This is a genomic window from Myroides sp., assembly GCF_032073645.1.
Taxonomy (GTDB): Bacteria; Bacteroidota; Bacteroidia; order Flavobacteriales; family Flavobacteriaceae; genus Flavobacterium; species Flavobacterium odoratimimum.
The window spans coordinates 57958-80824 of the sequence record NZ_DAMANB010000018.1 but is presented as its reverse complement, the minus strand read 5'-3'; the positions used below and the strand labels follow the sequence as shown (position 1 = coordinate 80824).

The window sequence follows — 22867 nt, the reverse complement described above, 5'->3', positions numbered from 1 at the left end:
CTGCGACCTCCTGCTCCCAAAGCAGGCGCGATGACCGGGCTACGCTACACCCCGATTGGGTCATCTAATATTTTTTAAACTAAGTTATTTCGTCGGGGTGGCAGGATTCGAACCTGCGACCTCCTGCTCCCAAAGCAGGCGCGATGACCGGGCTACGCTACACCCCGAAAGAAGCGGAGAGACAGGGACTCGAACCCTGGCATCGGTTACCCGATGACAGATTAGCAATCTGCTCCGTTACCACTCCGGCACCTCTCCGTTGCTTAGATCATTACTTCTCTAATGCGGTGCAAACATACTACGAGTTTTTGAGTTCTGCAAATTTCGAGAAGATAAAAAAGCTAGTATTTCTATCATTTTCTTCAACCAAAATCATATTTAATTATAAATGAGCAAAGTACTTTAAAATTATTTTTTTAATATTTTTAAATAAATAACCCGTTAGATCTCATCATTCTTTAAAATAGAACTCTTTTCTAGTGTTCAACTCTCTTTCCCCCTATCGACTCTCACCTTATAATCTTCATATATCATAGTACTACATTAGACTAACAATAACAAATCTAAATAACCTCAAAGCAATAAATAATGAAAATAAATCGTATATTTGTTATTAGAGTGTTCAGTTCGCCACTACTATCTTTATGATATTAGTAGTTAATACAGGACACTAAGTATAGATCATATTTAATAGATATAAAAACTATACACGCTAACTAATTCAATTAATCATTTGAAGTCAGATAAGTCTCTTATCTGACTTTTTTTGTTTTTACTCTATTGCATCGAATATAAATTCTCTCATCAAGCTGTACATTAACACACCATCAGCACAAGTGTAGTGATATTCCCCTAGGGTATATAATCCTATTAGCAGCAATGTTCTCTACTTGGTTTGTCTTAGGTTTTCTCATTAAGTATAGTATTGTTTTGTAGTTCTTGATTAAATGAAAAATGTCTAACTTCGCTTACTAGAGAGCCGCTTCGCTGGGAAGTCGCCTACAGTTAGGGAACAGCGGTTTCACGACATCGCGGTTTCACAAAGCAGTTTACAGTCTTACCTTATGGACAGAATGTTCTTAGATGATGTGATAAACTATGTATTGATACAATAGACTAAACAGTTTCACGGTTTCACAACATCACGATTTCATGAAAAAACAAAAAGACAGTTTCCTTCTTGATTAAGGAATTACTACTTTTGTTATTTACTATTTTAAATGCCATGGAGAATATAAAAGAACATTGGGAAGGTGTATATAAAACTAAAACACCTGATCAGGTAAGTTGGACACAAGTAAAACCGATTAACTCACTTCGCCTAATAAAGAATAGTAATATCTCTAAAGACGCTAAGATTATCGATATCGGTGGTGGAGATAGTATTTTAGTTGACTACTTACTAGAAGAAGGATATACTGATATCACAGTGTTAGACATCTCTGGAGAAGCACTAGAACGTGCTAAGAAGAGATTAGGTGATAAGGCTTATCAGGTAAAGTGGATAGAAAGTAATATCACTACTTTTACCCCTACTGAGCAATACGATGTGTGGCATGACCGTGCTGTGTTTCACTTTTTGACAGTTGAAGAGACTCAAGTTTATACGCAGTTAGTTGCCAAGGCAGTAAAAGAAAATCTTATTATTGCTACGTTCTCTAAACAAGGACCTCTGAAGTGTAGTGGATTAGAGATTATTCAATACAATACAGAAGATCTAAATGAGCTATTTAAAGATTCTTTTACACTAAAGGACAGCTTTTATGAAGATCATATTACACCATTTGACACCAAGCAGAACTTTGTGTACTGCCATTTTAAAAAGAATAAATAATAACAAATATGGGATTTAGTAGAGATATCCAATTTTCTTCTGATAGACTATCTTACCTAGTAGTAAACGACAGCTTTAAAGAAGATATTTTTCGTGAGTTAACACCTACAGTAGCTAAGTTTTTACCTTTTATACCAACAGGTAAAATCGAAGATACACAAGGTTTTATTGATTATAGTTTAGGTGTATTAGACCAAGGTACTGATATCACTTTAGTAGCAGTAGATAAAGAGACAAAAGAGTTTATCGGATGTTGTGGTATACACGATGTGAATGAAGAGTCTATCTCTCTTGGTATCTGGTTAAAAGAATCTGCTTTTGGCAAAGGATACGGACAAGAACTTATCACTGCATTAGAAACTTATGTAAACGAAAACCTTACAGTGGACTATCTAATCTACAATGTAGAGAAGAATAACCATGGAAGTATTAAGATAGCTGAGAAATTAGGTTATGTTTACCATAGTGATTTCGTGAGAAATATCAGTGAAGAGAAGATACTTAATATGCTTCAATACCGCAAGGACAATAAAAAGAAGTAATAAATAAGAAATTTAAAAGTTCAAAGAGCACAGTGTTTTTTGAACTTTTTTTCAATAATTGAATACAATATAGATTATGCGTTATAAAATAACAGAATTAGAACAGATCGACTTGAATACCATTCCTTGGGAATTTTTAGTACACTATAATGGACGTGCAGATGATTTGCCACCATTGCTAGATCAGGCTATAAGCAGTGATATTAGAGACAGTAGATATGCTCTTTTTTCTTTAGCGAATAATATAGAACATAAAGGTGGAGTGATTACCACTACTCCTATTGTATTGATACGCTTATTTCAGTTACTTAAAGAAACGCCTTATAATCAAGATATGTTATTGCGTGTTATCCTAAAAGTCGCTAAGGCAATAGGCTTTCAATGGGAGCTTTTTAGAGATAGCAATGAATTTGATAACATCCCTTCTATCCAAGAACTATACAGTACCCAATCTTCGTTCTTATGGCCTGAATTCGAAACAAGAGAACAAGATGCTATGATATGGGCTGCTACAGATATGCAAAAAGTCTTTGACTATGCGTGGTATTATACAAAAGAGGTCTTATGTGCTTATCAGCCTGTCTTAGAACAATTAGTAGCTCGTGATGACATAGAACAAGGGCTGATATACGACATACTCACTGTAGTTAAGATGGTAAAAAATCAACAGAGAAATATCATTTCTCTTGATAAGACTTGGACTAGTGAACACCTAAAATACGTTATCGTAGAAGATACCTATCTAGAAGACTTTTTAACTAATCTAACACCTGAAATCACAAGATTCTTAAGCTTTGACGCTAATGGTAATCAACCTTTGTTAAAAGAGTATATCAGACGTTCACGCATCGAAATAACCAATGGTACAGCCTTAGTATTAGTGCTATTAGACAAAGAAACCAATGAGTTTATCGGAAGCTGTGGATTAAGCGATATCAATGAAGAATCTGTTGAAATAGGCCTTTGGATTAAAACTTCTAAACAGAGCAAAGGATATGGCACAGAGGTTACTAAAAAACTGATAGAAATAACCAAGTCAGAGATCAATACCTCGTCTATACTTTATGCAGTAGAGAAAGGTAATGAGGCAAGTGTAAATATTCCTAATAAATTCGGTTTTATCCATGCATATGACTTTATCATAGAACCTAGCCCTTTAAAAAACAGAATGAGAGAGATGCAACAATTCATTTTAATGCTATAACATTATGAATACTATTCTACCAATCACTTATTCTATCAGCAAGATTAAAGTAAGTTTATACCTTATGGGATCTTTATTACTTGTAGCAGCAGGAATACTTGTATTCTATAACTGTCTGTATCACAAGGGAAGGTATTTCTTAGGTTCTATAGAACTGACCTATGCTATAGCTGTATTGGCTATAGTATTCTTTGGATATGCTTCCATAATGTTTATTAGTAAATTATTTAGTAATAAACCAGGTATTGTAATTAATGAACAAGGGATACTTGAGAATGCCACTGCAGTAGTGAATGGATTAATCCCTTGGCAAGATATTACTTCTGTTGAACTCTATAAAATGCAGAGTCAGAAGTTTGTATTGATCTATGTGAAGAATCCTGAAGAATATATCGCCAGACAAAAGAATATGATCAAGAAGAAATCAATGCAGGCTAACTTAAAGACACATGGTACTTCTATATTTATCAATACCAATATGCTTAACGTATCAGATGTAGAATTGGCAATTGCTATTCAACAACAACTAGATAAGAATACGCTTAAATAAACTACCATGGCAAGACCAACTAATAAAACAGCATTAATAACACTGTCTAATGATATGTTTAATAGACTTATATCTACGATTGAATTATTAGGCCACCAACGTTTAAACAACGATTTTACAGAAAAGAGTCTCAACAAAAATGTGAGAGATGTACTTATGCACCTGCACGAATGGCACAGCATGTTTATGTCTTGGTATCAAATAGGTATGGCAGGAAGCAAACCTATTATGCCTGCTGAGGGCTATACGTGGAAGACGACTCCTGAATTAAATATTGCCATTAATCAGAAGTATCAAAATACAGCTGTACTTGACAGTATTCAGAAGATCAAAGAGTCTCATAACGCTGTACTTCAAATCATTCAACAGCACAGTAATGAAGAACTATTCGAGAAGAAAAGGTATAATTGGACAGGAAGCACCTCATTAGGCGCTTATCTTGTATCTGCTACTTCTAGCCATTATGACTGGGCATTAAAGTTCCTGAAGAAAAACGGTATTAAATAAGTTACTTGATATTATTTTGAATTAAATACCGTCAACTCTTAATTCCTAATTCCCCCGTGTAGGGCAAAGCCGTCAACTGTCAACTGTCAACCGTAAACTATAAGCCATAAACTTCTTCGCTTTATTCTGATAAGCAGCTGTTCGCTTAGCGTAATTCAGCTCTATCACCTCGCTGATTAACTTCATATCCTCTTGATATTGATGCCCTAATAACATCAAAATATCCATCGCAAAAGCTTCTGAAGCTACTTTAGAATCAGTAGACAGCCACAGCAGAGAGACATCTACTAGTTTTTTTTCTTGTGCAGGGGTACGCACTAACTTTTTACTTTTGGCTACCAACCAACATATACGACTTATCAGACGTTTACTTGATTCATTAGTAATGAACTCTGCATTATTTATAAAAGTGTCTAAATAAGGCTCTAAACGTAGGATATCCCTATCTAGAATATCTTGCAACAATACAGTAGACATCACATGAATAGCATCATCGTATTCGAAGCTATATTTCAGCAAGAACTGTAACACTTCTTCATCACTACCAATAACTGCTAAAGTGTCCATACGACTCTTAACGTGTATATCTGTTGCTAATACGATCTGATATAGTTCTTTATGTGTCATTTTGATTATTACTGATGTTCAAATATAACCATAAATGGAAATTTACTAACCCTCTAAACATACCAAATACCGCAACTAAAAACCGTACAATACACTGTCAACCACAAACCGTAAACCGTCAACCGCAATATATATCCACCATCCATGTCGTGCTGACAAAGTCTATGCAAGCAGAGTATGTGAAAAGCATCTCTCATAAAACTCTACAAAGTAACCACAATACACTGTTAACTGTTAACCGAAAGCCGTTAACCAAAAAAAGCCCTAGTATTATTTACTAGAGCTTTCCTACTTTTATTTAAAAACTGATTATCCTAATACAGGGATGATATGCTCCCAGTTTAACTGTTTAGCATAGTCTAATGGAGTCTTACCTTCATTATTTGGTTCGTTCTTATTAGCTCCTTTTGCTAATAATACCTCAACACTTGTAAGGTTACCTGAGATAACCTCTTTGTGTAAGAACGTATAGCCCGCTTCATCCTTATTCGTTACCTCATCAGGGTTCTCATCTAAGAATTTCTCTAAACTCTCTTTCATATTCTTACTCATAGGGTGCTCTATAAGATTCTCAGGATGCTCCTTTTGTTCATATACATAGACAACATCATTAAAATCTCCGAACTCAAGTCCCCAAGCTTCATCATGTTCTTTTCTCTCTTCTTCAGTCATCACAGAACGCATAGCCTGCACAGTAAAACCTCCAAAAGATTTACCTTGACTAATAAACATCCAGTCACTAATCTGATCAAGAGTTACTCCTATTTGCTCTCCTTCTTCTATATTCGTTAGTATATTAGGCTGATTTAATAGCTCTCCATAGATAATATCTCCATCGAAGTCTACATCACCGATCCACATATGCTCTACTACAGGCTCTTCTTCTCCTTCTACCTCTTGTGTGAAAGCCACTTTAACACTAGCCATATCGAAAGCAGGTACTATTCTTCTATATTCCCAAGACAACTCTCTCCAAAAGTATTTGAAGGTATCTTGAGCTTTCTTATATGCCTCTATTAAGATAGGGTCATCTCCTTTTGCATAAAAAATCGGGTTCTCTTTTTCCATAATAAGTGTTTTATCTATTTAATAAAATAGGCTACTAGAACTCTATAACCTACCGTGCAAAAATACTTATCTCTTTTACATATTCAAGTAATCAAAACAAGTATAGCCATGCATTAACACAATTTTAATGCTCTTTATTTAGAGATATACTTCGGATCGATATAATCTGTTAGCCATACCCCATTAGCTGATTGATAGAATTCTATTCCCTCTTCATTCATCTTACCCGCTAAGATAGTCAGCACCACTACTCTACCATGACGAGACCCCACACTGATAGCCGTTTCTTTATCTTGGCTTAGATGGACGTGCTGTCTACTCATCTTCTTAATCCCCTCTACCTCTATGTTATTCAAGAAACGATCTGCTGTTCCATGGTATAAAAACTGTGGAGGCTCTACAGGTATAAACTCTAGATCAACAGCGATAGAATGTCCTTGATTAGCTCTTATCCTAGTACCATCAGTACTATATGCATACCTCTTCTTATTGTTGGTCTCTACGATTTCATCCAACTCTTTCTTGGTAAACAAAACTCTATGTTTACCACATTTACTGATTAATTCCTCTACATCAGCCCACCCATTCTCGTCTAATTGTATTCCTATTTTACTCGGTTCATGTCTAAGTACTAAACTTAAAAACTTTCCTATACTTTTCTTTCTACTTTCGTCCATTATCTTTCTAATCCTTCTAAACTTAGGCCTAACTCTTTAAGTCTATGCTCTAAATTTACTATAATATAATTCTCCTCTTCACTTGCCTTGTATTTTTTATACACTGCGTTATAACACGGTAGTAATCTTTCGTCATTTACTTCCTTTAAACCTTGTAGAGCATATAAAACCACTCTCTCATCATCGTCATGTAAACATTGAATGAATTGACTTAGATATTTCTTCTTGTTCTTAGCTTCTCCTAGCGTATAGATAGCCGTTGCACGTATGGCCTGATTAGAAGATCGAAGTCCTGCTAACATCAGCTCACCATAATCATCTGTTGCTTTTGACACAACGTAAGTATAAAAACGAAAGGTCTCCTCATCATTGATAGTATTACTTAATGGAGTAATGAACGGCAACCAATACGCCTTGTCCTCTGCATACCAATGCATTATTTTTAAAGAGACAAGAAGGTTTTGCCCTATTAATTCTGTAATAAAAGGAATAGCTCTTTTAAATGCTACTTTTGCCAAAATCATCGTAAGAGAACTCCTTATATCATCGTCTCTCTCCTCAGAAAGAACATATTCTATCTCTTGAAGAATAGCTTCACTAATCTCTTTCTTTTGACTTAGACCGACTAGATACTCTAATTTCTCCTCTTTATCTTCAATGGTTTTAAATGATCCCCATAGTGATTCACTACTTCCTCCTCTAGCATATCCAAACCATCCAGCATCTTTACTTACTAACTCTCCTGATATAATCTCATCTAACCATCGCTCATACCAGTCTAAGAAATGTTCTTCATAAGCAAAGCTTGGTTGAAAATCTTCATTTATATATACAATTCTTCCTCGATGCTCCCCATTCATCACAAGGCAAGTCGTAATAGCACATCCTTGTGTACCGATAGCTAATAAACCACTAAATAGTTTGTTTTGAATCTCGTAGTAATCTTCATCAGACAAATCGTCTTCTTGTAAAGTAAGAGTTAATGCTTCCCATTCCTCCTTAGTCATTTTGGGATCTAAAATACACGCTTGTGCTATAGATCTCTTTATATCCTCTACAAATACATCGATTAAATTGGTTCCTAAAGGATATATACCATAATAAGGTCCTGCAGCACTACCCCCATAAGCATCTTCTTGATTAGTTCCATTTCCTACCTGAGTAAGAAAAGCGACATAAGCCTCAGGCAACTCTACATTGTACTCTTGTTCAAAGTGTTTTATATCTGTATGACGTACTACTTCTCCTATTCCATATTGATGCGAACTTGCTCCAAAAACTTGATATTCCTTATCAAAATCCTTAATCGTACTAAGCTTATCTTTTATTCTCTCTATCTGTACATTCATAATTTTCTTTTTCCTACTACAAAGAAAGTGAATTTAACCACATAATTATATCGCCATAAAAAGGTATCTTAAACGATAATACTATTGTAATAACAATTTTAAAAATTACTTGAAAAGATACTTAAATCACTCCCATCATAATCTGGCATAAAATATTGAAGTATTGGGATATAAGCATTGTGCATCCCACTGTGTTCTTTTATTTTTTTCTTGTTTTTCATGATAAAACCATCGTAGAAACAATTCTTTTCTTCTCCTAATACTTGCAAAACAGCTATATCTAGATAAGGATGTCTTCTACTGAAGGATTCTATCCCATTGTCATACGCGAATACCTCTTTTACTTCCTTTGCCCCATTGACTAGAGTATCGATATCTCTATATACAACCAGGAATTGTTTCTGATGGCATACCACACTAACAATATTACTAAAAGGAAATAACTTACTCAATTCTTGATTAAAAGCATTCTCATTACAATCCACTAAAGGCACTACGATATAAGACATTTCCATATACAACTCAGTTTAATGTTATCTTAATCCAAGTTACTATATATAATACACTGTATTGTAATCCAAATCTTAAGTAATTATAACTAAATTATTAAAATCACACTAATAAAGAAACAAATCAAACTTTTTAACCTTTATTCTATATAATATTAATATTAGACAAATATTAATCTATTATTTTAGTACTCTATATTTACCAATATCCTATAATAGCTTTCTGATCTAAAGTAAGAGATATATCATCAGACTCTTCATTAATGATTAATAAACAATCATATTGTTGCATTGAATAACACACATCATTAACCACTGCGATACTATCTACTAATGCGAATATAAATAGGTATACTGCTTTAGTATCTAACGCATCAGAGCTAATCTGTACTACTTCATCCTTTATAGATTGATGCAACATTAGATTAAAATCTTTACCTAAGGAATAAGAAGTAATATCTTCTTCAGAACCAAAAGAGAAAAGAGTATGAGTAGTATAATATTCCTCTTTCCCTTGCCTATATAGCTTTAAATCTCCTTCTAGCATAGATAGATATCTCCTATATCCATTAAAACGGGTAAACTCAGAAGGAACTACTTCTATAGTAGCGCTGCTTATTCTAAATATAAAATCCTTATCTGCATATTGAGCATTGTATGGATATATCACATATTCATTCGTCTTACCTCCAGACCAAACACTTGTTTTGATCTCTTCTTTTTTTATTACTTCTATTATCATACTAGCTACAGTTCACTATTTATTCAGCTATAAAACGAACATCTTTCTCATTCGTTTTATCCACCACTAATATAAGACATGGATGTATAGTAAAACTCCTATTTTCACCACTTTGTTTAATTGTATAAGACAACTCCAATATATCACCTTTCTCTACTAATCTATTTATCTCAAAAGAGGTATCTCGTTCAGTACGTTGTCCTACTAATGCTAAAACGAATGACTTTTTAAAATCTATAGGTGTAGGTGTCCCCTGTTCTCCCATTGTAGTTGCAGTACCAAAATAAGACTCAAAGTGATCTTGTGAAGTAATACGTAGACTTTCTACTTTAGCATTCTCTATAGTATTAAGCACAAAGTAGTTTTTAGCCTCTATGTAAGGCACATCTTTAGTCATTACTTTCTCCATTTCTTTTACTTCTTCTATCGCTATTTTATTAGTATTTCCAATATTACAACTTGTCAATACTATTGCTAATACAACTAATATCCATGTATTTCTTTTCATCTTATTCATTTATATAAATAACTATTCCTCAATAAATTTATTGTAAGTCGTTCAAGCTTTAACTATTAAAGTTTAACTATTAAATCCCAAATAAATTTGAATTAAACTTATATCTTCAACATAATGGCCTTACATAAGTACAAATTATAAGTTGTAAATAATATAAAATAAACAAACATATAGCGCCACATCATGTCATTATTCAAAGATATTGCTATATTTAGGCTAACCAAATAATCAGAATAATTACAAAAACCGTTTAACTATGAAGAGAAAATCGTTCTTAATAGGAGCTATACTAGCTACTACATTCACCTTTACAATGCTTACATCTTGTAATAGTGATGATAATAAAAATAAAGTCGAAAACGAGAAAGAATATATATCTGAAAAGGATTATACTCTAGACAAACTAGATGAGGCGAGCTCTATAAAGATAATGACCTATAATATGCCTTATTTAAATGGTAAGAACCAGCATGCTACTGCACTTATTATGTACCCTAAAACACCTAAGCCAAAAGACGGTTACCGTATCGTGGTATGGGCTCATGGTACAGTAGGAGTAGCAGACGCATGTGCCCCTAGTAGTAATCCGTTAGGAGAAAACTTTAAAGTAACAGCCAAAGCCTTATTAGCACAGGGATATGTAATCGTGGCTCCTGATTATGAAGGACTAGGTACTCCAGGTATACACCCTTACTTACACCTAAAGAGTGAAGCACTATCTGCTACTTATGCTATCAAAGCTGTAAAAGAAAAATACACTAGCGAATTTAATGGAGACTGGATGTCTGCTGGACAATCTCAAGGTGGTCAAGCTTCCCTAGGTATAGCGGAGTTAGCGAATAATGATACCACTTATAAAGGAGCTGTAGCTGGTGCTCCTGCCTCTAGTTTAGGAAAGATCATTCTAGAAGTAGCTCCAGTAGCTCTTGCTAAAATAGAAGCTATGGAAAACGCTAGTCCTACTCCTATACCTTTAGAAAAAAGAAGTTCTGTTACATCTTATGCTACGCTATTAGCTTATGCTGCCTTAGCAGGAGTAGGTATTAAAGCAGAAACTCCATCTTATGACTATACTGCGATATTCGAAGATAGAGCAAAGAACTTTGCTAAACTAGCTGAGGGAAGCAATGGAGATAATGGTGACTGTCTAGATGGAGTACGTCAAGCGTTTATGGCTGACATCATTAAGTATATGAATGAAGATCCTAGTAATAAGGTAATGACTTACCCTGGTCTTAATAATGAGAAGTTTAAGAATGATCCTATCATCCAAAAGTTCTTACAAGATAGTCAGCCAGGAACCAAGAAAATAGACAAACCTATCTTAGTCATCCAAGGACAAGCGGATACTAATGTACCTGCTATCGTGACTCAAGGAATGGTAAAAGGACTACAAGATTTAGGTTCTCCTAGTGTAGAGATTATCTTAGTAGAAGGTGCTGGACACACTCAAGCTATAGTATGGAAGAATGATGAACTAGTGAAGTTTATCAATAAATACATGCCTGCTCAATAACAGATAAACATCAAACAAAAAGGTCACTAACGCTGTGTTAGTGACCTTTATTATATCTTTAAATTAAGTACATTAAGTCAGAGAGTTCTTACGCTATGCAGTAGTTATTTACTTTTTTGGCTTGACCCTAAAAAGTAACAAAAAAGGTCAAGACTCAACCTAGTTAACGGTCTTCTTACATTTTGATTTGCACTAACATTCCCACGCCTACGGCGGAATGACCGTTAGCAAATCTTCAATGAGAAGATACCCGTTGACTAGCTTAGGCCGAAAGGACTTCGTAATACTATATTTGGTTATCAAACCCATTTCATATATCACTTTCTAACTTCATCTTATCAACTCAAGATACATCATCTCTCAATGAAAACAAACAACTAATTCCTCAAAGTCAGGAGACTTTGCGGATTAGGAACAGTGAAGTTTATCAATAAATACATGCCTGTTCAATAATAGATAAACATCAAACAAAAAGGTCACTAGCATAGTGTTAGTGACCTTTTTTATATCTTTAAATTAAGTACATTAAGTCAGAAAATTCTTAATTCTTAATTCTTAATTCTTAATTCTTAATTCTTAATTCTTAATTCTTAATTCTTAATTAAAACTATATCTCGTGTTGTAATACGAAAGCTTTATTATAAGTCTCTTTGCGTTGTTTACGAGGATAGAATACTAATCCTATCTTACCATCAGCGATAGGGCTTATTCCTGACAATACTAAATCGTTATTATCAATAGACAACACTTCCTTAGTCAATAAGTTTTGATATCCTTTTTTATTCTTGTTATAGAACAGTTCTACTAGCTCATCATTCTTAATCACTAACCATCCATTTCCAAACTCAGTCGTGAATTGTACTGCATTAGTATCATCACTTACGCGTTGTGGATGCCAAGTACCGAAGAACTCATCACCGATATTAAATAAGTCACCATACATCCCTTCTCCATCTGCATCTATCTCTACGATACCTATCTCACCATTCTCCTCACATAATAAATATGATTTCTCATCAAATGACAAGGTCAGCGCTTCGTGTACAAAAGGAAAATCAAACTCTAATAATCTTCTTCTCACTTCCTCTCCATTTTCATCTATCTGACGATGAAGCCATCCGTCCTCTACTTCTGTGATGATATGAATCTCTCCATTTCGTACACAGATCTTATTATCTTTAGGAAAAGGAATAGCTACTTTCTTTTCATCTACTAGCACACCATCTTTAAACACTATAACATTCATCACATCTGCCGCCTTTTCGCTCCAGATATCTACATTATAAAAAATAGAATGATCAGTTGTACATCCTACAAAACGCCCATCAAATGACTTGCTACTTTTAAATCCTTTTATACTCTTATCAAATATAGAATAAGAAGTCATCTCTTCTTCCTCTCCACTTACTAGAGAAACAAAGTTCTCCTTAGTAGGGCTTAAAAATAAAGTAGGTAATACTCCTCTAGTCTCTTTCTCCTCTTTTGTATTTCCCTCACTATCAATGATAGTATATACTAATTCGTACGTATTAGTATCTCCTTCATTCGAATAAATATAATTCGCGACTAACAATCCTTCTTTACTCCAACAGTTTCCCTTTACACTTAAAGCATAAGGAACTTCTATTGTAGATATTAATCCAAAAGGTGTTTTTTCGTTCATAAGATTCTATATATTTAATTTGGTACAAAGGTAACAAAAACAATATAGACATACTCGTTAGAACACAAAACTTATTTAGTGGACAGTAGACAGTTTACTGTTAACAGAATTGTCTACAGCATAGTACTGTAATACTGATGGTGCAGATTTATAATCCGTGACAATCACACCGCACAATAACCACTAAGTACATCTTGTCTATAAGAAAATTCTTAATTCTTAATTATACTAATACGTCTCCTATCTCAGCATGCATCTTTTTAAACATAGCTGATGCAAAAGGACATAACGGTAATACCTTTAAATTCTTTTCTCTTACGTAAGGGATTACTCCTTCAAGCAATATAGCCTTTCCTACTCCTTTACCATTAAATGCCTCTTCTATTCCCGTATGATCTATAATAATCTTATCTGTACCTGCTACAGAGTAAGTCATATCTCCAGCGCGTTGGCCGTCTATATAAGCGACGAATGTGCCTTTTGTTTCTTGGGCTTCATGTTTTATTTCCATAGTATATTTCTTTTATTGGTTAATACTTTTCTTTTTTCTTAATACTCCTTATCGGTTTTCTGTTCCCTGTTGCCCGTTCTCTAAACAGCTAATTCTGTATTAATGGTTACCTCTCCTGTCAATACTTTATGTACAGGACACTTATCAGCTATAATAGCTAATCTCTTCTTCATATCAGCATCTAATGATGCACCTTCGAAAGACACCTTTCTATTAAAAGTAGTCTTTGTCCCTGTAGTATCTCTAGTCATTTCTATTTCGACTACAATCTTCTCAGCTTCCCACTTCTTTCTATCCATGTACATTCTCAGTGTAGCTGCTGTACAGCTCGCTAGTGAAGTAGCTAATACTTCGAATGGGTTAAACCCTTTATTCTGTCCACCCAAATCAGCAGGCTCATCAGTAATCAATACATTACTACCAGCTGTAACCTCTGTATAATATAATTCAGTACCTAAAACGGCTTTTACTGTTACGTCCATATTACTTCTTATTTTTAAATGATTTCATTCCTTCAGGAAACGGTACATAACTATCACTATCACCTTCTATTAAAGGGAATACCTCATAGTTCTGATCGATCCAATCTTGTTTTGCTTTCTCTAATTTGTCTGTATCATGAGATACGAAGTTCCACAGTATATAGCGCTCTTCTGGTAGAGGTTCTCCTCCGAAGATATAGACTGTAGTATTAGGCTTCATTTCAAACTCACATAGCGTACTATCATTAGAGATCAAGATATTCTTAGGTTCGTACTCATGCTCACCACTCTTCACTCCACCTTCTAAGATATACATCGCTGCCTCTCCGAATAGTCCACTTCCGATATTAATCTTCTTATGTTCTGTAGATTTGATTTCGATATAGTACAATGGACTGTATACAGGCACTGGTGATTTTCTACCTAAAGCTTCTCCTGCTATTAGTTTATACGATACACCATCTTCTTCCCAGCTTGGTAAATCTTTTGCTTCAATATGAACAAAAGAAGGCTCCATATCCTCTAATTCTTTAGGCAATGCAATCCAAATCTGTAACCCGTGTAGAATAGCATCAGGCATAGTCGTACGTATATCCTCTGGCATACGCTCAGAATGCACTACCCCTCTACCAGCTGTCATCCAGTTTACCGCACCTGGAGTGATACGCTCTACGCTTCCCACACTATCTCTATGCATGATCTGTCCTTCAAATAGATAAGTCAATGTAGATAGACCTATGTGAGGATGTGGATCTACATCTAAATTATCGTGTTCTGCTACGGATATAGGTCCCATGTGATCTATAAAAGAAAATGGCCCTACTGTGCGCTTCTGTCTAAAAGGCAATAGTCTTCCTACTAAAAAGTTACCAATACTAGCTGCACGTTCCTCTATAACTAAATCTACGTTTGACATAATATGAATATTTAATTGATGAATACTTTATTGTTCTAGTGTAAAATTAAAGAAGTTCTCTTCATTACTAGTTAATATAGATTAAGAACCACCTTAATTTATCCCTAAAACTCTTCTCTTTAAAGATACTGATTCTATAGAAAACAGTAAAGTTGAAAACACTTTTTTAACGTTTCTAAGTACTCAGCGTTAATTAAGCATTCTCTAATCCCTTATTCTCTTCGGGTTTCTTGAGGTTTGCTAGGGGTTTTCTTCGAGTTTACTAGCCCAAAGCACGTTTTTCAGCAAGAATACCTCTAGAAACCCTCAAGGAATCTCCTAGCATCCTACATCATGACTAAGGCACTACCCTTGTTAATGGTGTATAAAAAAAATAAAGCATAAGTCAACTCAATAAACTTATGCTTTATAAACAAAACCTAAATAATAAAATCTTTATTACTTATCTGATGTTAATTAACTACGTTAACATCGCTCAAAAAAAAATAACTATGAAATTGTATACTACATCTATACAATAACAAATGCTGTGCCAAAAAAGCATTTTGAACGATTAGAATGATTTTTTATTCATAACTCTACACCATACCTCATCAATTAGTTCACTAAACTTGAGTATTGACAAGGGGTAAGGCTATTTTTATCACAGATCGTATTCTAGAGTATTTTATTACCTCTATAGTTAGAATGTTCTTTTTAGGATAAAATTGATACCTACTCTACCTTTTCTATTTAATCCCATTTATGCTCAGATGACAAAGCTAGCTTACCTCCTCCTGTAAAGAATAACCCAACAGCAACTAAGGCATAGATACCTAATAACTCTACCTTCCATCCACCATTATCATTTAGACTAAAGATGTCTGCGCTCTGTACTAATAACATAGCTGTAAGACAATTAATTGCAAATACTAAACTGGCTAATCGTGTTCTATAACCTATTAAGATCAGAAGAGGGGCTATCACTTCTCCTACATAGACTCCGTATCCGAAAAAAGCAGGAAGTCCTTTATCCATTAATACACTTTGGATAAACGAAATACCATTAAATAATTTTCCTATTCCGTATAACAACATTGGAAAGCCAATACTAATACGTGTAATTAATAAACCGATGTCTTGATTCTTGTTCATTTCTATTGTATTTTAAAGATTTACTTTTGCAAAAACACCAATGTTTTCTAGGTGTTTCCATGAATTATTAAACTGTTCTAAGTTGGCTGCTATCCCAAAGCTATATTCCTCATACTTCACCCCTAATCTGATATGTTGAAATCCTCTAGTGTATTCCTCTGCGTTCACATTACCGACTGCAGATACTCTGAATAACCCTTTCACCTTATCTGTCAGCTGAGGGGTATATTCAAATAATAATGATTGTTCTAGTGTAAAACCTGCTTGGTATGTTGTCCCTACAGCATAAGAGAACAATACCTCCTTACCAGATACCTGATATTGAAGCAACATACTGGCAAACTTGCCTGGATTCTTAATTCCTATAGAGGTGTTTAAAGTAAAGTGTTTTGAAAATTGATAAGCTAGCGTATTACGCATAAATAGAATATTGTGCTTATCATCATCATACTCTGTATCGAATAGAATAAGGTTCTGAAGTTTGACCTTATCGCTAATCTGATAATTAAATGTATGGGTGTAAAAGTAAGAACGGTGACCTACCATTCCTTCCGGATTATATGAAAATTTCTGAGCGAAAACACCTTGCCCAAAAACCATTAAAATTACTATATAAAAAAAAGCTAATCTCATTTGTCTTCTATTCTTATTTGTATAGGACAAATGTATTAGCTCGAGAGAACGTGCTTCTTAAGATAACTTAAGAAACACTTATTGGGTAAAAAAACTTATTTATTATAAGTTCTTTTTCTTTAAATAGCTTAGAAACTCAGGAGTCACACCTAGATAAGAGGCTATGATATACTGAGGCACGCGTTGTTCTATATCTCTGTAATCCTTAATAAACTTCTGGTACCTAGCATAGACCTCTGTGCTTAAATTCTCTAGCATACGCTCCTGTAGTGCTACATAAGCACTCTGAATCTTAATTCTAAAAAATGTAGATATCTCCGGAACTTCTTGATAGAGTTGCTCTAGATTAGATTGACTAATTTGCAAAATTACAGCAGGTTCGATAGCTTGAATATACATCTGAGAATCTTTCTGTGTCAAAAAACTATACAAATCATTTATCCACCAATTCTCAATACCAATCTGTAGGGTATGCTCTTGACTATTCTCATCTAGATAATAACATCTAGCGCTCCCCTCTACAATAAAGCGCATAGACTTAGAAGGTTGCCCTGGAGTGAGAAGAAACTCTTTCCTTTTTAATTTCACTATTTCTACGCTGTCTAATACTTTATGTACAGCGTGTTCATCCAGTGTAATAGTTTGTCTTAAATGTGCTATAAAGACATCAAAATATTGCTCCTGCATATTCATTGCTCAAAAATAAAAAACAAAGAAACACTTTTTACAGCAATATAAAAACGATAAAAAAAGCTTTATTATCAACAAAACATATCACATATCAAACAATATCATTTTATAATGAAGCTTAACAAACACTCCTGTTTTGTATTCTAAAAAGCTTTATTACTTTTAGGGTAAGACAATCAAAGGTTAGAAGGTCTTAATCTATAATTACTACTATTAACAACACAATCAACTACTTTTTATCAATGAAAAAGGGACTATCGCTTGATAGTCCCTTTTTTAATTTATCTATAATAGATTCTAAAAAACACTCTTTATTACTACTTATGATGCAGCTACTACTTTAAGCCCAATAATAGACCCGATCAAAGTAGCGATAAAAAACATCCTCCAAAAAGTAGCAGGATCTTTAAACACAAATATTCCTACTAATACTGTTCCTACAGCACCTATACCAGTCCATACTGCATAAGCTGTTCCTAGTGGTAAGGATTGAGTTGCCTTTACAAGGGCTGCCATACTACAAACTAAGGCTATCAAAAAAGCGGCATACCATCCTACTGCTTCTGTTCCTGTAGCCTCCTTAGCTTTACCTAAGCAAAAAGTAAAACCTACTTCAAATAATCCACCAATAATTAAAATTATCCAGTTCATTTGTTCTAAAAATTTAAGCGTGCAAAGGTGGATAATATAATTTTATTATTTTTTATCAAATGAAAATAAAATTCTCATTTATTTTTAATATAGAAGCTTATCTACTAAGTGTAATTATTCTTGACCTATAAACAAGAATTAGCAAATGCTAGAATACTTCGGTTTAAGACAGCATATAGTTCTGCTGACAGTTCCTTATACCTCTTCTCTTGATTATCATTACTGAGCTGTCCTACATCATTCCACGAGCCCATCCCCCCGAATACATAGGCTCTATCAGTAGCTTCCATTAAGGCTAAAGCCTCTTCTGTGTATCCCCCTTCTACGATCATATCTTTTAGATAGGTAGTTGTAGACGGTTTCTTATTCTCTAATACACTCTTAGCTCCTGTGAATATCGCTTCCCAATTAGAAAGTTCTTCTACCTTACAAAAAGCTACTAGCTCTTCTAATACTGACATAAGGGCTAAGCTCTGTTCTTCTATCTCATATTTAATGCTTGGCAATTCGTCAATAGGAGCAAGTCTATAGGTTACATCCCATATTCTATCTGCACCTAACTGACGTTTATCCTCATTGACCTCCCACTTGCTATACCAAAACTCTGATCGATCTTCTAACACAGTCTCTACCATCCATACTCCCCCACCTCCTACAAAGCCTGCTGTCATATACTCTGGTGTATTCGGTTTTGCAAAAGATTGATAGAATAACTTTACTTGCTTTACTCCTCTGAATTTCAAAGAAATAAACCAGTCTATAGGCGCTTGAGTTGTATATTGATTCTTATCTCCTACTACAGGAATATGAAATAACACTTTATTACAATACATAGAGATCTTCTCTCCTTGATTAGAAATCTCTGGTAAATGATCATTTAAGTATGCGTTAGAATAACTAACTACACTAACCATCTGAAGGATCGATACATTCATAGCTATAAAATAAAGCCCTAAATTATATAAATATACGATAGGACACAAAAACTAAAAGCCAATATTCACAAAAATATTGAGCATAAAAAAGTATATCTATATGCTAAAAACTGTATATTGCTGGAATAGATAATACTTAATATTTCTAATCATGGCTAGTCCGGTTAAAATCCCTTATCAGAGTTTTATAAAAATAGATAGAAACTCTACTACTGCAGTATATATGCAAATCGCTAATCAGTTTAGCAATGCTATACAACGCAACTTTATCCCTGAAGGGACTAAACTACCTGGCACTAGAACAATCGCAACATTGCTTTCGGTAAATAGAAATACAGTAATCGCGGCATTTGAAGAAATAGCAACACAAGGATGGATAGAAATGATCCCTAATAAAGGGTGTTTTGTATTGAGCAAAAAGTCTATTCGCCCTAAAACAAGTACTGATATAGATTATCAGAATATTCAACAATATCCAAGTAAACCAGGATATTCCTTTCAAGTCAATAATGTGCTAGATTCTCCTTATGAGACAAATCATTGTGACTATATGTTTAATGATGGTACGACAGATACAAGAATAAGCCAACTGAGTCAACTATCTTCTTTCTATAGTGCTAACCTCAAAAGAAAAAGCAATCGAAAAAAACTATACAATATAAAAAGTGAGGATAACTACCCATTCAAAAGTAATATGGCGAATTATCTAAACCTATCTAGAGGACTACATATCAGTAAGAATAATATACTGATCACACGTAATACCGAAATGAGTATCTACATCGCTTGTAGAGTACTACTATCTCCTGGTGATAAAGTGATCGTAGCTAAGCTGAGCTACTACTCTAGTAATATGACATTTCAAGAAACTGGAGCTCATGTACTAACAGTACCTGTAGATGAGCATGGTATAGATGTACAAGCTATAGAAGAACTGTGTAAATCTCATACTATTCGTATGCTGTATTTAACACCTCATCATCACTACCCTACTACTGTAACACTAAGTGCACAGCGCAGAGTAAAACTTCTCAACTTAGCACGTAAGTATGGTTTTATTATTCTAGAGGATGATTATGATTATGACTTCCATTATGACAAAAGCCCTGTATTACCACTAGCAAGTGTAGACTCAGATGGTATGGTAGTATATATAGGATCATTTGGCAAATCATTAGCACCAACCTTTGAGCATGGGTTTATTGTAGCACCAGAAAGTGTATTAATAGAAATGCAGAAATACCTGAGATTACTAGATCCTAGAGGAGACATTATCATGGAACAGGTACTAAATGAATTAATAGAAGAAGGCGAAATCTTTAGATATCTAAAAAAAGCTTCTAAAATATACAAAGAAAGACGGGACTCTTTCGCTGAGTTATTACAACAGTTCTTTAATAATGATATTCATTTTACAGTACCTGCTGGTGGATTAGCTATTTGGACAGAATGGAACATTCCTATTAACCTGATGCAACTACATAAACAATGTGCTAAAAATAACTTATATCTACCTAAAACCCTACTCTATCAAGACAGAAAATTAACAGGAATGAGATTAGGATTTGGTCATTTAACAAAAGATGAAATGGAAGTTAACCTAGATATTCTTTATCGTACTATACATGCGCTAAAACCTTCTAAATAGAAACCAATTCACATTATTTTAAATACCCATATTTAATTTTTATCACTATATTTGTTTAGTATTTCCTAATTTTAACAATTAATATGAAAACATTTAAGACTAGTATTTTTATAATATTATGTGGAGTAGCCTTTTATAGCTGTAAAAAGGAAGAGAGCTTTAAACTTCCTGAAATGTCAGAACATGAAAAGTCATTAAGCATACATGTGATTGGTGATTGGACAGAATTCACTCCCTTTAATGAGAATAAGCCTAAGAGTTTTTCTTTAAAAGAGAATGGGGACGCTACATCAGTAAATATGATGACTAGTGAATATGAGAATTGGTGGATACAGAATCACGAACTTCTAGTGTTATCTAATAGAGATACCTTACATTTTACAATCAAAGCAAGTAGTGAGAATATCCTTGTTTTAGAAAAAAACAATCAAGAGTTTACCTATAAAAGAGTAGGTACAAATTAATTTATACTTTCAAACATAAAAAAAGAGAGGGAAGTATCATAACGTATACTTCCCTCTCTTTTTTATGTTGTCATATATCACCAAATCGGTATTTTATGTAGATAAGCTTGCTGGAATAATTTGTCCTCTATAGCATCACTTCTAATATATCCTTTATACTTAGGTGAGCTCATTTCTTTATAAATTCGCCTAGCTTGTCCTACTAGACCTTCTTGCTTTATAAAGTTATTAAAACCTAAGCAATTCTCTTCATAAGAAGCAAAACATGCCATAAAATCTAATGGATAAACAAATTGCTTAGGAGACATATTTACATTAAATCTCCATCCTTGTTCAATAGTATAAGCTATCAGTGCCTCTCTATTTCTAAACTGCTCAAATATAGGATTCACATAAGTAGAAAGAAGCTCACTGAAAACAGCTGTTTGATCATCAAGGTTCTTGGAGTTAATTTCCCAACTAAACTTCTTCGGGAGAACAGGAATAACATCATTAAGATTAGCTATAAAAACAGTATCTACTGCTAAATCCTTACTTCTGTACTTCTGCAACCTCCATGCTTTTAACTGTTCTGACAACACCATGACAAGGCATGATAACTGTACACTAGTTTTCACTTCGCTCTGAATAGCATGAAACTTCAATACTAACTCAAAATCTGATGATTCTATTCGTTGTTTTAATATCAGACCTTTCTGAGTAGCTACAAAGCCTTCATGCAGATAAGGTGTACTGATATTCTGAATAAACTGTAAAAAAACTTGTTTCCCTGACATAAAAACAGTTTAAGAGTTGTATTTTATTCTCTTACTAGTTCAATACAGTTTGCATTCTCCTCTTTGTTTTCATGCTCTAACTTATAGATTAGGGCTTCCATCTTTCTATAGAAATTAAAATATGAAGCGAACACAAATAAAGTAAGTAACGATAGTGCATTAATGATTATCCCTAGTTCGATAATATACATAACATCTATTCTCGTAGCCATACTATACTGATAGATACGCAACAAATAGATCAATAAGAAACTAATCCAAATCAATAAAATCCAATAAGACCTAAACTTCTGTAATCTCGTAGTCGTATTCTTATGTATATACGATACCGCACTGATAGTCATCTTATTCAATAATCGATAAGGCATCACTAGATTAAAAACAGGTAAAAACCATCCGAATATTATCCAATACTTAGAATCATTTAATCGAGTATCTAAAGACTGCATATTCACATAAGCTCTATAAAACCATACAATGAATACTATAAAGAAAAAGGCAGCTGCTACGATATTTAATATTGTCACGATAAAGTTTATCGTTTCGAACCTTACTAAATCTTTATTTACATATTGCACACCTAGATTCGCTTTAGTATATATATTGTGCTGGATTAACAAACAGTTCAAACTAGCTACTGAAGATATTATCAATAGCTTAATTGCAACAATTAAAGCATCACCTCGACTTACATTAGACAATAACATATTTCTAATTTGTAT

The 22867-nt window shown here is 33.9% G+C and carries 26 protein-coding genes and 2 tRNA genes; 8 read left to right on the top strand and 20 right to left on the bottom strand.

From position 1 onward, the window contains the following. Positions 1-92 precede the first annotated feature (92 nt). Together RT228_RS13445 and RT228_RS13440 are read right to left on the bottom strand one after the other, a co-directional pair. Positions 93-167: transfer RNA gene (locus RT228_RS13445), tRNA-Pro, on the bottom strand. A 7-nt stretch (positions 168-174) separates the two neighbouring features. Then, positions 175-258: transfer RNA gene (locus tag RT228_RS13440), tRNA-Ser, on the bottom strand. A 967-nt stretch (positions 259-1225) separates the two neighbouring features. Here RT228_RS13440 and RT228_RS13435 point away from each other — a divergent pair. The 5 genes from RT228_RS13435 to RT228_RS13415 all read left to right on the top strand — a co-directional run bounded on the left by RT228_RS13435 (position 1226) and on the right by RT228_RS13415 (position 4637). Then, on the top strand, positions 1226-1834 hold the full coding sequence (locus RT228_RS13435) for a class I SAM-dependent methyltransferase (protein WP_006261660.1): 609 nt from the start codon (positions 1226-1228) through the stop codon (positions 1832-1834). 8 nt (positions 1835-1842) lie between these two features. Further along, entirely contained in the window at positions 1843-2376 is a 534-nt protein-coding gene (locus RT228_RS13430; RefSeq protein ID WP_006258410.1) for a GNAT family N-acetyltransferase, read from the top strand. Between the two features lie 76 nt (positions 2377-2452). Beyond that, a complete protein-coding gene (locus tag RT228_RS13425) occupies positions 2453-3580 on the top strand; it encodes a GNAT family N-acetyltransferase (protein ID WP_006261661.1) in 1128 nt (375 codons plus the stop codon). A gap of 4 nt (positions 3581-3584) precedes the next feature. Beyond that, positions 3585-4130 (top strand): STM3941 family protein, encoded by a 546-nt coding sequence (locus RT228_RS13420; protein WP_006261663.1) that lies wholly within the window; start codon positions 3585-3587, stop codon positions 4128-4130. 6 nt (positions 4131-4136) lie between these two features. Further along, entirely contained in the window at positions 4137-4637 is a 501-nt protein-coding gene (locus RT228_RS13415) for a ClbS/DfsB family four-helix bundle protein (RefSeq protein WP_006261664.1), read from the top strand. Positions 4638-4709: 72 nt separating this feature from the next. On the opposite strand, the gene RT228_RS13410 is transcribed toward RT228_RS13415, so the two are convergent. The 7 genes from RT228_RS13410 to RT228_RS13380 all read right to left on the bottom strand — a co-directional run bounded on the left by RT228_RS13410 (position 4710) and on the right by RT228_RS13380 (position 10117). After that, positions 4710-5264, bottom strand: a complete 555-nt coding sequence (locus RT228_RS13410) for a hypothetical protein (RefSeq protein ID WP_006261665.1) — start codon at positions 5262-5264, stop codon at positions 4710-4712. Positions 5265-5573: 309 nt separating this feature from the next. Further along, positions 5574-6332, bottom strand: a complete 759-nt coding sequence (locus RT228_RS13405; RefSeq protein WP_006261666.1) for a DUF2314 domain-containing protein — start codon at positions 6330-6332, stop codon at positions 5574-5576. 134 nt (positions 6333-6466) lie between these two features. After that, a complete protein-coding gene (locus tag RT228_RS13400; RefSeq protein ID WP_006261668.1) occupies positions 6467-7009 on the bottom strand; it encodes an RNA 2'-phosphotransferase in 543 nt (180 codons plus the stop codon). After that, positions 7009-8358 (bottom strand): SMI1/KNR4 family protein, encoded by a 1350-nt coding sequence (locus RT228_RS13395; protein WP_006261669.1) that lies wholly within the window; start codon positions 8356-8358, stop codon positions 7009-7011. The genes RT228_RS13400 and RT228_RS13395 overlap by 1 nt, the downstream gene beginning before the upstream one ends. 98 nt (positions 8359-8456) lie before the next feature. Further along, entirely contained in the window at positions 8457-8873 is a 417-nt protein-coding gene (locus RT228_RS13390; protein ID WP_006261670.1) for a hypothetical protein, read from the bottom strand. Between the two features lie 193 nt (positions 8874-9066). Further along, entirely contained in the window at positions 9067-9609 is a 543-nt protein-coding gene (locus RT228_RS13385; protein WP_006261671.1) for a HutD family protein, read from the bottom strand. 19 nt (positions 9610-9628) lie between these two features. Beyond that, positions 9629-10117: a hypothetical protein gene (locus RT228_RS13380; protein WP_006261672.1), complete on the bottom strand. Its 489-nt coding sequence runs from the start codon at positions 10115-10117 to the stop codon at positions 9629-9631. Between the two features lie 265 nt (positions 10118-10382). Here RT228_RS13380 and RT228_RS13375 point away from each other — a divergent pair, with 265 nt between their 5' ends. Beyond that, entirely contained in the window at positions 10383-11642 is a 1260-nt protein-coding gene (locus RT228_RS13375; RefSeq protein WP_006261673.1) for an alpha/beta hydrolase family protein, read from the top strand. Positions 11643-12249: 607 nt separating this feature from the next. Here the strand turns inward: RT228_RS13375 and RT228_RS13370 are convergent. The 9 genes from RT228_RS13370 to RT228_RS13330 form a co-directional block, all read right to left on the bottom strand. Then, entirely contained in the window at positions 12250-13305 is a 1056-nt protein-coding gene (locus RT228_RS13370) for a hypothetical protein (protein ID WP_006261674.1), read from the bottom strand. Between the two features lie 223 nt (positions 13306-13528). Next, positions 13529-13816: a GNAT family N-acetyltransferase gene (locus tag RT228_RS13365; protein ID WP_006261675.1), complete on the bottom strand. Its 288-nt coding sequence runs from the start codon at positions 13814-13816 to the stop codon at positions 13529-13531. An 80-nt stretch (positions 13817-13896) separates the two neighbouring features. After that, entirely contained in the window at positions 13897-14298 is a 402-nt protein-coding gene (locus RT228_RS13360; RefSeq protein WP_006261676.1) for an OsmC family protein, read from the bottom strand. Between the two features lies 1 nt (position 14299). Next, a complete protein-coding gene (locus RT228_RS13355) occupies positions 14300-15214 on the bottom strand; it encodes a pirin family protein (protein ID WP_006261677.1) in 915 nt (304 codons plus the stop codon). Between the two features lie 732 nt (positions 15215-15946). Further along, positions 15947-16348, bottom strand: a complete 402-nt coding sequence (locus RT228_RS13350) for a DoxX family protein (RefSeq protein ID WP_006261678.1) — start codon at positions 16346-16348, stop codon at positions 15947-15949. A gap of 12 nt (positions 16349-16360) precedes the next feature. Beyond that, positions 16361-16981, bottom strand: coding sequence for a hypothetical protein (locus RT228_RS13345; RefSeq protein WP_006261679.1), 621 nt, complete (start codon positions 16979-16981; stop codon positions 16361-16363). A gap of 102 nt (positions 16982-17083) precedes the next feature. Next, a complete protein-coding gene (locus RT228_RS13340; RefSeq protein WP_036496749.1) occupies positions 17084-17674 on the bottom strand; it encodes a Crp/Fnr family transcriptional regulator in 591 nt (196 codons plus the stop codon). A gap of 318 nt (positions 17675-17992) precedes the next feature. Continuing rightward, positions 17993-18322 carry a DMT family transporter gene (locus tag RT228_RS13335; RefSeq protein ID WP_006258431.1) on the bottom strand — a complete coding sequence of 110 codons (330 nt, stop codon included), beginning with the start codon at positions 18320-18322 and terminating at the stop codon, positions 17993-17995. Between the two features lie 125 nt (positions 18323-18447). Continuing rightward, positions 18448-19257, bottom strand: coding sequence for a hypothetical protein (locus RT228_RS13330; protein ID WP_006261681.1), 810 nt, complete (start codon positions 19255-19257; stop codon positions 18448-18450). Between the two features lie 151 nt (positions 19258-19408). Here RT228_RS13330 and RT228_RS13325 point away from each other — a divergent pair, with 151 nt between their 5' ends. Together RT228_RS13325 and RT228_RS13320 are read left to right on the top strand one after the other, a co-directional pair. Further along, positions 19409-20905, top strand: a complete 1497-nt coding sequence (locus tag RT228_RS13325; protein ID WP_006258433.1) for a PLP-dependent aminotransferase family protein — start codon at positions 19409-19411, stop codon at positions 20903-20905. An 83-nt stretch (positions 20906-20988) separates the two neighbouring features. After that, a complete protein-coding gene (locus RT228_RS13320; RefSeq protein ID WP_006261682.1) occupies positions 20989-21369 on the top strand; it encodes a lipocalin family protein in 381 nt (126 codons plus the stop codon). Between the two features lie 77 nt (positions 21370-21446). Here the strand turns inward: RT228_RS13320 and RT228_RS13315 are convergent, their stop codons facing one another. After that, entirely contained in the window at positions 21447-22145 is a 699-nt protein-coding gene (locus RT228_RS13315; RefSeq protein WP_006261683.1) for a hypothetical protein, read from the bottom strand. A gap of 23 nt (positions 22146-22168) precedes the next feature. Next, positions 22169-22852: a DUF4328 domain-containing protein gene (locus tag RT228_RS13310; RefSeq protein ID WP_006261684.1), complete on the bottom strand. Its 684-nt coding sequence runs from the start codon at positions 22850-22852 to the stop codon at positions 22169-22171. Between the last annotated feature and the right edge of the window lie 15 nt (positions 22853-22867).